Source organism: Bacillus sp. 220_BSPC, from assembly GCF_001054655.1.
GTDB lineage: Bacteria > Bacillota > Bacilli > Bacillales > DSM-1321 > Peribacillus > Peribacillus frigoritolerans.
The window spans coordinates 48,175-61,662 of sequence record NZ_JVPL01000188.1; the positions used below are offsets into that span (position 1 = coordinate 48,175).

Below are 13,488 nucleotides of genomic sequence, written 5' to 3' on the forward strand. Positions count from 1 at the left end.
TCTTCATGAAACTATTCTAACTTTCCTATTCAACATCACTACATGATTTCCCTTCACGAAACAAACGTTCGCTACTGATTATACCAAATAAATATGACCCTGTCCTTGATATATATACCATTCATTCTTTAGGCGGACATTTTTCCCATATAATGAATAAAGCAGCCAAGCGGCTGCTGATTTTCATTCCAGTATATCATAATTTACCTCAGTTAGTCGTTTTACTAATGGTTCATATGTTCGAACACATTTATGACAGCTCCCGGCTGAATGTGTACATTCATATAATCTTCAGGATCGGTGCTGACGATTCGATCAATGCGAAACGTACGGCCACCGTCATGTTCAACCATCACATGTACACCATTGTAGATCATTTCTATTAAATTTGCCGTCTTCTCATGGTGATGAGGGAAAATTATTTCTTCAGGAACGATCGTATAAAGCGTCATTGCAGAAGCCCCTCCTCTTCCCCGGCAATTTTTGGCCTTCTTTCTTCCATGAAGCTATTTAGTTTTCTCATGGCCTGGCCCACTCCTCCTACATCATCGATCATACCGATTTCAACTGCCTCGGCCCCGATAACGTTCGTACCGATATCACGGGTCAAGTTTCCTTTGGCAAACATTAAATCCTTAAAACTTTCTTCCGTAACGTTGGAGTGGCGCGTAACAAATTTAATGACTCTTTCCTGCATCTTATCCAAGTATTCAAAGGTTTGAGGCACGCCAATGACTAGCCCTGTCAAACGAATTGGATGAATCGTCATCGTTGCTGTTTCAGCTATATAGCTATGGTCACACGAAACAGCAATCGGCACACCGATCGAGTGCCCTCCCCCAAGTACAATCGAGACGGATGGCTTTGATAGGGAAGCCAGCATTTCTGCGATTGCCAGTCCCGCTTCGACATCTCCTCCGACTGTATTTAATATGACAAGCAGCCCCTCTATATTGGGATTTTGTTCAATTGCCACAATTTGCGGAATAACATGTTCATATTTGGTCGTTTTATTTTGAGGCGGCAGCTGCATATGTCCTTCAATTTGTCCAATGATCGTCAAACAATGGATTTTTGAGTCTTGAGATAGTTGCGGAACATTAGTAGCCCCCAGCTGCTGGATCTTTTCGATTAAAGTTGAATTCTTACCTTCCTGCTTGCCTTCATTTTCATTTGGTAATGGTGCATTATCCACTATGCCAACCCCTTTCTCTTTTAGCCTATAGCTTTATTATGTCTCGAGTCTCGGACTTCATTCTTCAAGATATAAGAGACAGAAAAAAGAACCCCTGACTGTTCAAATCAGGGGTTCCTTTCTTAATATTCCATTATGATCGGTAAAATCATTGGGCGGCGTTTCGTTTTTTCATAGAAGAATTGGTTTAACGCATCACGCATTTCCTGCTTCAGCGTGGACCAATCAAAAGGCTGGCGCGACCCATTTTTCTTTACGATTTCACTTACTATTTCAGTTGCTTCCGCAATCATTTTTTCTGATTCGCGAACATATACGAAGCCCCTTGAAATGATTTCAGGGCCTGCTGCAATGCTTTTATCCTGACGGTTCAACGTGACGACTACAATCAAAATGCCATCTTGGGATAACAAGCGACGATCACGAAGAACGATATTACCCACATCTCCAACACCGCTGCCATCTATCAGGATATTTCCTGCAGAGACTTTTCCGGAAAGCCCCATTTTATTGCCCTTTAGTTCGATGACATCCCCTTTTTCGGCAATTATGATGTTTTCACGCTTAATTCCCGCAGCAACCCCAACTTTTTGATGGGCATATAAATGGCGGTATTCCCCATGTACAGGGATTAAGAATTTAGGATTCATCAAATTGATCATCATTTTAAGCTCTTCCTGGCTGCCATGCCCTGTTACGTGCACTTTATATTTATTGGCAGATACCACTTCAGCACCTACCCTGTATAGCAAATCGACGGTTTTGGATAAAATAAGTTCACCGCCCTGCAGGGGTGATGCACTGATCAAAACGGTGTCTCCCTTTTTGATCGTTACCTGCTTGTGGGTCTGCTTTGCCATTTTTTGAAGTGCTGCAATGGGTTCGCCCTGATGACCTGTCGATAACACGACGATTTCACGGTCTTCATACTGGCCAATTTCATTAATCGGGATTATCAGCTCTTCTTCGACCTTTAAGTAGCCAAGATTCAAGGCTGTTTCATAAACGCGTTGCAGGCTTTTTCCTACAACTGCCACTTTTCTGCGACTTGCTGCCGCTGCATTGAAAACATGTTGAATCCGGTTGATGTTCGAAGCGAAGCACGCAACGATGATCCTTCCGGAGGCAGCATGGAAAGCCTCTGTAATATCTTTGGCCACAACTGCTTCTGAAGTCGTATAACCTGGCCTCTCGGCACCGGTACTATCCGAAAGCAGGCATAGGACACCTTCTTCACCGATACTGGCCATCTTACCGATTTCCGGTTTATATAGATCCGTTGCTGCCTGGTCGAATTTGAAATCCCCTGTATAAACGATTGCACCTTCACGAGTGTGGATCACGACTCCGACGGAATCGGGAATACTATGGTTAGTCCGGAAAAAGGACACGGCTGCTTGAGGGAAACTTAAAAGGGAATCCGAATCGATTTCAGTGAAAGTTGCCCTGCCGTTAAAGCCATCTTCCTTTAATTTCGTTTTGATTAAAGCAAGTGTAAGCTTAGTTCCATAAACAGGAGCTGGTAAATATTTCAAGACATAAGCAAGCGCTCCCATATGGTCTTCATGACCATGGGTAATGAATATCCCCTGCACCCGTTCCTTATTATCCATCAAATAAGAAATATCTGGGATAACCGCATCGATTCCGAGCATTTCGTCTTCCGGCAGCATTAATCCTGCATCAAGAAGATAGATGTCCTCGTTCACCTCAACGACGTACATATTTTTACCAAGCTCCCCTTGTCCTCCAAGAGAAATCACTTTTATTCCATTATTTTTATCTTTACCCAATCGAATATCCTCCTTAAAAAATCCCGTTCATAATTTCCCAATGATTTCATTATAACCGATGTTCAAAAAACATGACAACACTTACCATTTTCAGAGGGACTTTTTCATATAATTCAAAAAAAACAACCTATTATGTAAGAGATCCTTTGTACTTTTACCAGTTTCGATTGATCATAATAAACTCCAATATTTTCATCCCGAAATCGGAAAGTATATCCCGTTCATATACATCATTATGTAAAAACAAGCCAATCTTCAACGATCAGCTTGTTCCGTGTCTTTTTATTTTTTTAATACCTTGGTTAATGCCAGGCGTTCCTGCTCCGTCAATGGCACGATTGGAAGTCTCACCGATCCAACGTCAATTCCATATAACTGAAGCGCTGTTTTGACAGGTGCAGGGCTTGGCGCTGCAAACAAACCTTTTATAAGCGGTAACAGTTCCTGATGCAGCCGGGCTGCCTCTTTCAAGTTCCCACTGATGAAGGCCTCCACTATTTTCTGCAACTCCTTGCCAGCAACATGTGAAGCAACCGATACTACACCCACACCGCCAATCGCCAATACCGGTAGTGTTAAAGCATCGTCCCCGCTATATAATGCAAAATCTTCATCCGTACCGGCTATGATTTGGGTCATAGCGTTTAAATCCCCGCTCGCTTCCTTAACGGCTACGATATTAGGAATTTTCGAAAGCCGGATGATCGTTTCCGGTTCAATGTTAACTGAAGCGCGCCCAGGGATATTATATACCATAACAGGGAGCGTCGTACTGGCTGCAATAGCCTTAAAATGCTGGTACAGACCTTCTTGATTCGTTTTACTATAATACGGGGCAACCAGCATTATCGCATCGGCGCCATTTTGTTCCGCCTTTTTTGTCAATTCGATGGAAGCATACGTATTGTTGCTTCCTGTACCCATGATGATGGGCACACGTTTTTCAACAACCTTAGAAACATGACGCAATAACGCGATTTTCTCCTCCGAAGATAAAGTTGGAGATTCCCCTGTCGTTCCCGACAGCACAAGCGAATCGGTTCCATTCGTTAATAAGTAATTAACCAATGAAGTCGTCTTTTGAAAATCAATATTTCCCTTGCTATCGAAAGGGGTGACCATCGCGGTTGATACTCTACCAAATATCATCATCTAACACCTCTTTAATTTTTAAAACATTTACTTAATAAAAAACCTGATTATAGGACTTCCCCTTCATGCAATTGAAATGCATAGTGCAGGGAATTAACGGCTTCTATTAAATCTTCTTCTTTTACGAGTACCCAAATTGTCGTATGGCTGTCCGCTGACTGGAGAATGGCAATTTCCTTTTCGGAAAGCGCTGTGACAATCTTCGCTGCAACGCCTGGTACTCCATTGATGCCTGCACCGACTACCGATACCTTGGCACAATTCCTTTCAATGACCGGTTCATGACCAAGCTCGGCCAAAATCGAGAGGGCAAGTTCTGTCATCTCTTCCGATACGGTATAAACTACACCACTTGGATATATATTTATAAAGTCAACTGAAATGGAGGCATTGGCCATCGCTTTGAAAACTTCAGCCTGTAGATTATATTGATCTTTTTTCGCACGGACCTTGATTTGAGTGATCTTTGGTACATGGGCAATCCCGGTAACAAGCCTTTCACGTATGTCACTGCCCTGGCTTCCCTTGTTCACGCTTGTAACAAGGGTTCCCAAACCTTCGCTGTATGTTGACCTTATCCGAATCGGGACTTTCGCCTGCATCGCAATTTCAACAGCTCTCGGATGAATGACCTTCGCCCCTTGGTATGCCATGTTGCAAACTTCCGTATATGAAACGATTGATAATGGACGAGCTTGATCGGCAATGCGCGGATCTGCTGTCATGATTCCTTCCACATCCGTAAAAATATCGACCCGTTCAGCTTGCAATGCGGCACCTAATGCAGCTGCTGAAGTATCACTTCCACCACGGCCGATGGTCGTGATGTCACCATTTTTAGCAGCTCCCTGGAAACCTGCTACAACGACAACATCCTTCACCTCAAGTTCTTTCATGAGTCGATCGCATTTCATTTCGATTATTTTCGCACTGGAATAGTCGGTATTCGTCATGAATCCTGCTTGAGCTCCAGTATAAGCAACCGCATCAATACCATGTTCCAAGAGCATGTTAGTAAATACTACAGATGATATCGTTTCTCCGACAGACATAAGTAAATCCTGTTCTCGCTTTGAAAGGCTGGCTTTGGCTCCATTTACAAGGGAAAGTAAGGTATCCGTTGCATAAGGATCCCCTTTTCTTCCCATTGCTGAAACCACAACCACCACTTTATAGCCTTCTTTAATCGCTTTTTCGATATGCCCCTTGGCAAATGAACGGCTTTCCTCATCACGAACGGATGTCCCACCGTATTTCTGGACGATAATTTTCATAATATGCACCCCAAATATAAGCCAGCTCCCCGATCCGGGAAGCTGACAAAAACTCTCTATCCTATTGGAATTTATTTTTCTGTCGAGTTCATAAAGAATAAATTATTACTTAACGGTAACCAAACCTAATTTCAAAAGGCTTTCAGCAATTTGAACGGAATTCCAAGCTGCACCTTTTAATAGATTATCGGAAACCACCCATAAATGGAAGCCTTTATCTTCATCCAAATCTTTGCGAATCCGACCGACGAATACATCATTCTTGCCGACGGCTGAAGCAGGTGTTGGGTAAACTTGTTGTTCCGGTTCGTCTTCCAATACAATTCCAGGTGCCGTTCTCATTAAATCCTTGATTTGAGAAGCCGCTATGCCTTCTTTTTCAACTTCAATGTATACAGATTCCGAATGACCTGTTACAACAGGAAGCCTCACGCAAGTTGCAGCAACTGGAAGGTCTTGCATATGCATGATTTTCTTTGTTTCATTAATCATTTTCATCTCTTCGAATGTGTACCCATTATCTTGGAATTTATCGATTTGGGGAATGACGTTAAATGCGATTTGATAATGCTTTTCGTCCCCTTTTACCGGTAATATTTTCGGATCGATTTCTTTTTCATCAAGCAAGTCGCGAGCCTGTTCCTTTAATTCATTTATCGCTGCTGCACCTGCACCAGAAACAGCCTGGTAGGTAGAAACAACAATTTTTGACAAGCCATATGTCTGGCGGATAGGCTCTAATGCCACAACCATTTGGATAGTTGAACAATTCGGGTTTGCAATGATTCCATTATGCTGCTTCAAGTCTTCCTCATTTACTTCAGGAACGACTAGCGGCACATTTTCATCCATGCGGAAAGCGCTCGTATTATCCACCACTATCGCACCGCGTTTCACTGCTTCTGGAGCCAATTCCTTAGACACGCTTCCTCCAGCACTGAATAAAGCGATATCGATGCCTTCAAAGCTTTCAGGTTTTGCTTCCTGCACTTCGATTTCTTCGCCCTTAAACGTAAGTTTGATGCCTGCGGAACGAGCCGATGATAAAAAGATGATTTTCTTAATCGGTAAGTCCCTTTGTTCGAGTGTTGAAATCATTTGTTGTCCTACTGCTCCAGTTGCTCCCACAACTGCAATACGCAATCCCTGTGTCTCAGTCATTTATACATACTCCTTTTCTATCTCTTAAATTAGTTATTTGTTGGATTTATTACTTCTTGTTCAGAATATCATTTATTTTATCACATTAACATTCCAAAGGGTCGGACTTTAACAAAATATTCTGGTAGTGGAGTGGTTTTTTATAACTTCAACCTACAAATTTATGCATATATGTCAGTCGTTGAAAGCTAGATCCGTGGCAAAAACTTGTTCAGGCTAAATCATCCTTGAACCTTTCGACGATGACAGGTTGAATCTGTTCCCTCTCCAGTGCCGATATGATCGTATCCCTTATCATGCTCATCCTTGCAACCATGGAACTTGGTTTGCCTGTGGGATTATCCTGGCCATATGGAACAAAATAAATATCTTTTGCTGCCATCAGCCTCATTAGATTGACACCATTTAACCCAAGTGCATCATTTGTTGATATCGCGACCACGACTGGACGGTGATTCCTCATCGTCGCTTTTGCAGCCATAAGTACAGGCGAATCGGTAAGAGCATTTGCCATTTTACTCATTGAGTTACCCGTTAAAGGAGCGATCACCATACAATCGAGTGGCAATTTAGGTCCTAAAGGCTCCGCTTTGACGATTGTATCAACGACGTGATTCCCCGTCAATTTTTCTATCCTTTCGACCCAGTCTTCACCCTTTCCAAAACGGGTTTCCGTGTTTTGAACAGTCGATGTTACGATTGGGATGACTTCCGCTCCTTCATTTACAAGTTTTTCTATTTCCGGAAACACTTCATCATATGTGCAATGTGATCCTGTTAATCCGAAACCAATCCGTTTACCTTTGAGACTCATATCATTTTCCCCTTCCTTTTCAAGAACTCGCCTTGAATCAATAGTCCCAGTGCATTCGCTAATATCTGACCAGCTGTTTTCGGAGCAACTATACCCGGCAGGCTCGGTGCCAACAGCGCCTTAATTCCCCTTTTTTCAGCGTAACGAAAATCCGTCCCCCCCGGTTTTGAAGCAAGGTCGATGATTAATGTATGAACGGGCATATTAGCGATGACTTTTGCGGTAATTATCGGAAAAGGGATCGTATTGATACATATATCAACATTTTTCATTTCTGCAGCAAGATCATTTAAATGAAAAGGGGCTAATGCCATTTCACTGATCCTCGCTATATCTTCGCTTTTTCTTGCCCCCACCTTTACTTTTGCTCCAAGTGCCTGGAATGACCGGGCTACACTCATACCGACCCTTCCCAGTCCTAGAACGGCTACATTCGACCCATGGATAGTAAAATCCGTATGTTGAATGGCCATCATGATCGCACCCTCAACAGTGGGAATCGAATTATAAATAGCGACATCATCACGTTCGAACAATAGAACAAGTTTGCGATCCACTTTCTTGAATATTTCATCAAGGTAATCGTTACTGATTCCTGCATAAAAAGTGCAATGTTCCGGGGTATTTTTTATCATTTCTTCAGTCAAAACAACCTCTTCACTGGAAAAGATCGTTTCTACTTTCCCATCTGAATCCGTACCCCGGACAGGTAAAATAACTGAATCTAATTCCTTGAAGTTTATATCTTCCATTTTTTCCTTAACCGCTCCGGTAAAAGCATGGTCGAGCTGTTCAAAACCTACCAATAATAGCTTTGCATCAAGCTCCGTCAGTTTACGGACAACTTCAAGCTGACGCGCATCTCCACCAATTACAGCGATTTGCATGCCTGTAAGCATTAAAACCGTCACCTTCTTTATATAAAAGATCCTAAACATTCCTTGCCTCGTGATACAATTCCTTCAGGAAGCAATTCGGTTTTTGCTACATTCTCTAGTTACCCTGCCATCTTATGTTTTTACTTAAAAAACGGTGATAAGAAAAGAAAAAACGCCATAGCTATTGCCAGCTAAGGCGTTTTCGAGAGTGTATTTCGAGAAGTTCCAAGGAGTATGAAGCGAGCGTCATTATCCGTCCATATGCTCTCCGTCTTTAAGTGAAAGTCCTTCCTGAAAATCAATGATGACCATATCCGCACCGATTTTTTTTATATGTTCCCATGGCACTCTTATTTCACTGCCATTCCTTAAAAGGCCGAACCATTTGACAGATGGAATGATCAACGAGGTAATTTGTCCAGTTTCATCTATTTCCAAATCCGTCTGACCAAGGATTCCTAATCTTTCCGCCCTATTCACATCGACTATTTCCTTACCGCTCAGTTCGCTCAACCTCAATTTTGGTTCCCCCTTTTTCGTCTTCTATTCAATCTATATCCGAAAAAGGTGAACTTAGAAGGCATTTAACCAAATATTGTCCATAACTCTGGACCCTCCCGCACTCAAAGAAAAAAAGCCTGACCTCCCAATGAAGGAAGGTCCAGACTTGTTCGTTATTATTTGTCCCAATTTTCCAGCGGGCTCACTAATGACAAGGAATGTTCCGTAAAGATCTGATTTGCCAATTCATTGACGGTATCCTCAGTCACTTCGTCAATCTTGATGATGATATCATCAAGGGAACGGTGCTCACCCAACATAAGCTCATTTTTCCCATTCCGGCTCATGCGGCTATTCGTGCTTTCAAGGCTGAGCATCAAGCTTCCTTTAAGTTGCTCTTTGCTATTCCTTAATTCCTTTTCCGTAATGCCATCTCTTTTTAAAGTATCCAATGTTTCCTGAATGGTTTCATACAGGCTGTCAAGCTGATTTGTGCCTGTCCCCCCATATACTGTCACCATACCGCTATCTTGATAGCTGGAATGATAAGAGTAAACGGAATAGGCAAGGCCGCGTTGCTCCCTGACGTCCTGGAATAGACGGCTGCTCATGCTTCCCCCAAGGATATTATTCAAGGTAATCAGGCTGTATGTTTTATCATTGCCGATTTCCAATCCGTTGTAACCAAGGCATAAGTGGGCTTGTTCCGTATCTTTTTTACGGGTGATCCTATTTTCGTGGAAGGAAGGTTTGACCAATTCAAGACGTTCTTCCCCTCCTTGATACGAGCCAAAGTAGCTTTCGACTTCATTGATCAATTTTTCATCCACATTCCCAGCAATGGACACGACTACCTTATCGGGTGTATACATGTCATGGACGTATTTTTTTAATGTATCACTATTGAAGGTTTCAAGCGTATTTTCCGTCCCTAGTATTGGATAACCAAGGGGGTGATTTTCATATACCGCCTTGCTTAAGAGGTCATGGACAATGTCATCTGGTGTGTCTTCGTACATTTTGATTTCTTCATAGACGACATTTTTTTCTTTTTTCAATTCTTCCCCATCAAATGTTGAGTTGAAGAACATATCAGCCAGGATTTCAAGCGCATAGCTTGCATGGTTATCCATTACTTTAGCATAATAGCATGTATATTCTTTTGAAGTGAATGCATTCACCTGTCCACCGATACTATCGAACGATTCGGCAATTTCACGCGCATTTCTCTTAGTTGTCCCTTTAAAGAACATATGCTCCAGAAAATGTGAAACCCCATTCAATTCTGGCGTTTCATTCCTTGAACCTGTTTTGATCCATACTCCAATTGCCGCTGAACGTACAGTTGGAATATTTTCCAATACAATTCTAACTCCATTTTGACACGTGTATTTCTTAATCAACTAACATTCCTCCCAATCATTCTATGCTGCCATCGTTACCAATACATTATGGATTCGATCGCTCTTCATCTACAGCTTCCGAAACGGTAACTACATCTAAATCTTTCTTTTTTATTTCAATTATTAACGTTTCCAATGATTTTGCAGTAGATTCAGTCGGATGCATCAATATAAATGCTCCAGGGTGTACCTTAGAAAGCACTCTTTGTTGAAGGACTTCAGGGCTTGGCTTTTGCCAGTCGATCGTATCCACACTCCACATGGCGGTCTCCATACCGAAAGAATCCGCGATTTTCACCGTTTCATCCCGGTAGCTTCCACTTGGTGGTGCGAACCATTTCATTTTCAAACCTGTCACAGCTTCAATGACTTCATTCGTTTTCCGAATTTCCTCACGTGTAGCTTGTGCGGATATGTTTTTCATATCTGGATGTGAATAAGAATGATTTCCAATTTCGTGCCCGCCACCCTTAATCATCTTGGCCAATTCTGGATTTTTCTTGGTCCAATTACCTTCAAGGAAAAATGTGGCCTTGACATTATTCTTTTTTAACACGGCCAACATATCTTGTAGGTATTCATTCCCCCAGGCCACATTGATTAAAAATGATACCACTGGCTTTTCGGGATGGGCCCGGTAAATGGGAGCCGGATCCAGATCCTCCATATGTATCTTTGCAGGGACCTGCTGAAATACCAGCTTATTCTTATCGAACACGCCCTCCTTCTTCATGGCTTTATACGAATCATCAATATTTACCTTCAGGCCATTATATGCAGGAACGGTTTTCCAAACAGAATCTATTCGTGCATCCTGTGGTGCAATCTCATATTTTTTTGTTGATTCTTTTATTTGTAAAAGAAGCTCGTCTTCTTGCTTCATAGAAGCAACTGAATCATCGGTTAATTGGGTCAAATAAATTTGTGTATATGGATTTTGCACTAATAACCATGATATACCTGCAATGGCACTTATCGCAACTATCTGCTTCCATTTATTATTCATTTTTTACGCCCCCTTCATACCAAAATGTATGAAGAAAACGGACAAGGTAGAACATGACATCCTTTTGACGCCATTCTCCCCATGGATATTCCAATACCTTTAAACAAAAAAAGCATGCAGATTCACAAGGAATCGCATGCCGGATTTATATTTTTCATTACGATTGAGAAGGGTTGGCTGCCTCTTTTTGCTCTTTCAAGACTGCTTTACGGGAAAGGTTAACCCTTCCTTGCTTATCGATCTCAGTGACTTTGACCAATAATTCATCGCCAAGTGAAACGACATCTTCCACTTTTCCGACTCTTTCTTCAGCCAGTTCAGAAATATGTACCAAACCGTCTTTACCATTGAAGATTTCAACGAAGGCACCGAACTTTTCGATACGTTTAACTTTACCTAAGTATAGTTCGCCCACTACGACTTCACGTACGATATCTTCAATGATTTTCTTCGCTTTTTGAATCATTGGTTCATCAGTAGAAGATATGAATACCGTTCCATCTTGTTCGATGTCGATTTTCACGCCAGTTTCTTCAATGATTTTGTTGATATGTTTTCCGCTCGGTCCAATGACATCACGGATCTTATCCGGATTTATGGACATTGTAACGATTTTTGGAGCATATTTGGATAACTGCTCACGCGGTTGATTGATCGTTGACATCATTGATTCCAAAATGTGCATCCGGCCATGTTTGGCTTGAAGTAAAGCTTCTTCAAGAATCTCTCTTGAAAGTCCTTCAATCTTAATATCCATTTGTAGGGCAGTAACACCTTTTGAAGTCCCTGCGACTTTAAAGTCCATGTCTCCCAGATGATCTTCCATACCTTGAATATCCGTTAAGATTGTATAGTGCTCACCTGATTTGACTAGGCCCATGGCTATACCGGCAACTGGAGCTTTCAATGGAACTCCGGCATCCATCATTGCCAAAGTGCTTGCACAGATACTTGCTTGTGATGTTGATCCGTTCGATTCAAGGACTTCAGATACAAGTCTGATTGTATATGGGAAGTCTTTATCGTTAGGAATGACAGGCTCCAATGCTCTTTCACCAAGTGCACCGTGACCGATTTCACGGCGTCCTGCCCCACGGATAGGACCAGTTTCACCTACACTGAAATGCGGGAAATTATAGTGATGCATAAAACGTTTTGACTCTTCGGTCCCAAGTCCGTCCAGAATCTGCACATCACCAAGTGCACCTAATGTACAGATGGATAGCGCTTGGGTTTGTCCGCGTGTGAACAATCCGGAACCATGTGTACGGGGCAGGATTGTGACTTCAGATGATAATGGTCTGATTTCGTCAGGATTACGGCCATCCGGGCGCACTTTTTCTTCCGTGATCAAACGGCGGACTTCGGATTTAACCAATTTATTAAGGATTTCTTTAATTTGCTTTAATTTTTCTTCATCAGTTTCTTCTTCATAATGAACCAACACACGATCTTTTACTGCTTTGATCGCGTCTTCACGAGCATGTTTTTCCTGAACTTGTACAGCTTTGTTCAAGTCTGCTTCACATAGGCCTTTCACTTCTGCTTCCAGTTCAGCATCCACTTGGTATAAAGTGACCTGCATTTTTTCCTTGCCGATTTCAGCAACGATTTTCTCTTGGAATGCAATGATCTTCTTGATTTCATCATGTCCGAACATGATTGCTTCAAGCATCGTTTCCTCTGGTACTTCATTCGCTCCGGCTTCAACCATGTTGATGGCATCTTTAGTGCCGGCAACCGTCAGATTGATGTCACTTTTAGCTAGTTGGTCAACAGTAGGGTTAATAATGAATTCATTATTGATTCTCCCCACTACAACTCCAGCAATCGGACCTTCGAACGGAATATCGGAAACTGAAAGTGCAAGGGAAGAACCTAGCATGGCTGCCATTTCCGTAGAGCAATCTTGATCGACACTCATGACCATGCTGATGATCTGAACATCGTTCCTGAAGCCATCGGCGAAAAGCGGACGGATTGGACGATCGATTAAACGGCTTGCAAGAATTGCCCTTTCACTCGGTCGTCCTTCACGTTTGATGAAGCCTCCCGGAATTTTACCGACTGCATAAAGTCTTTCTTCATAGTTGACTGTCAAAGGGAAGAAGTCAACATTTCTAGGTTCCTTCGAAGCTGTCGCAGTACTTAATACAGCAGTTTCTCCATAACGGACTAAAACTGCCCCGTTCGCTTGTTTGGCTAATTGCCCTATCTCTACCGTTACATTACGGCCGGCCCAGTCAAATGAATACGTATGTTTTTCCTGTCCCATTTATTAAACCCCTCTCTGAATCTTCACTTAGAGGCT

General features: G+C 42.3%; 12 protein-coding genes. All 12 read right to left on the reverse strand.

What is annotated here, in order from left to right; genetic code table 11:
- Positions 1–224: 224 nt before the first annotated feature.
- The 12 genes from ADA55_RS13870 to pnp all read right to left on the reverse strand — a co-directional run bounded on the left by ADA55_RS13870 (position 225) and on the right by pnp (position 13,452).
- Entirely contained in the window at positions 225–452 is a 228-nt protein-coding gene (locus ADA55_RS13870; RefSeq protein ID WP_034313564.1) for a YlzJ-like family protein, read from the reverse strand.
- Positions 449–1,132: a ClpP family protease gene (locus ADA55_RS13875; protein ID WP_396020081.1), complete on the reverse strand. Its 684-nt coding sequence runs from the start codon at positions 1,130–1,132 to the stop codon at positions 449–451. Before ADA55_RS13875 ends, ADA55_RS13870 begins: the two co-directional genes overlap by 4 nt.
- A 185-nt stretch (positions 1,133–1,317) precedes the next feature.
- Positions 1,318–2,988: a ribonuclease J gene (locus tag ADA55_RS13880; protein ID WP_034313569.1), complete on the reverse strand. Its 1,671-nt coding sequence runs from the start codon at positions 2,986–2,988 to the stop codon at positions 1,318–1,320.
- 282 nt (positions 2,989–3,270) lie between these two features.
- A complete protein-coding gene (gene dapA / locus ADA55_RS13885) occupies positions 3,271–4,140 on the reverse strand; it encodes a 4-hydroxy-tetrahydrodipicolinate synthase (protein ID WP_048684746.1) in 870 nt (289 codons plus the stop codon).
- Positions 4,141–4,187: 47 nt separating this feature from the next.
- On the reverse strand, positions 4,188–5,414 hold the full coding sequence (gene dapG / locus ADA55_RS13890; RefSeq protein ID WP_048684748.1) for an aspartate kinase: 1,227 nt from the start codon (positions 5,412–5,414) through the stop codon (positions 4,188–4,190).
- A 105-nt stretch (positions 5,415–5,519) separates the two neighbouring features.
- Entirely contained in the window at positions 5,520–6,575 is a 1,056-nt protein-coding gene (gene asd / locus ADA55_RS13895; protein ID WP_048684750.1) for an aspartate-semialdehyde dehydrogenase, read from the reverse strand.
- Positions 6,576–6,786: 211 nt separating this feature from the next.
- Positions 6,787–7,389: a dipicolinate synthase subunit B gene (locus tag ADA55_RS13900; protein WP_034313581.1), complete on the reverse strand. Its 603-nt coding sequence runs from the start codon at positions 7,387–7,389 to the stop codon at positions 6,787–6,789.
- Positions 7,386–8,288, reverse strand: coding sequence for a dipicolinic acid synthetase subunit A (gene dpaA, locus ADA55_RS13905; protein WP_048684752.1), 903 nt, complete (start codon positions 8,286–8,288; stop codon positions 7,386–7,388). Before dpaA ends, ADA55_RS13900 begins: the two co-directional genes overlap by 4 nt.
- Before the next feature lie 228 nt (positions 8,289–8,516).
- Positions 8,517–8,786 carry a YlmC/YmxH family sporulation protein gene (locus ADA55_RS13910; RefSeq protein ID WP_048684753.1) on the reverse strand — a complete coding sequence of 90 codons (270 nt, stop codon included), beginning with the start codon at positions 8,784–8,786 and terminating at the stop codon, positions 8,517–8,519.
- 158 nt (positions 8,787–8,944) lie between these two features.
- Entirely contained in the window at positions 8,945–10,171 is a 1,227-nt protein-coding gene (locus tag ADA55_RS13915) for a M16 family metallopeptidase (RefSeq protein WP_034313588.1), read from the reverse strand.
- Positions 10,172–10,217: 46 nt separating this feature from the next.
- Positions 10,218–11,177, reverse strand: coding sequence for a polysaccharide deacetylase family protein (locus tag ADA55_RS13920; protein WP_048684756.1), 960 nt, complete (start codon positions 11,175–11,177; stop codon positions 10,218–10,220).
- 157 nt (positions 11,178–11,334) lie between these two features.
- On the reverse strand, positions 11,335–13,452 hold the full coding sequence (gene pnp, locus ADA55_RS13925; protein WP_034313594.1) for a polyribonucleotide nucleotidyltransferase: 2,118 nt from the start codon (positions 13,450–13,452) through the stop codon (positions 11,335–11,337).
- Positions 13,453–13,488 lie beyond the last annotated feature (36 nt).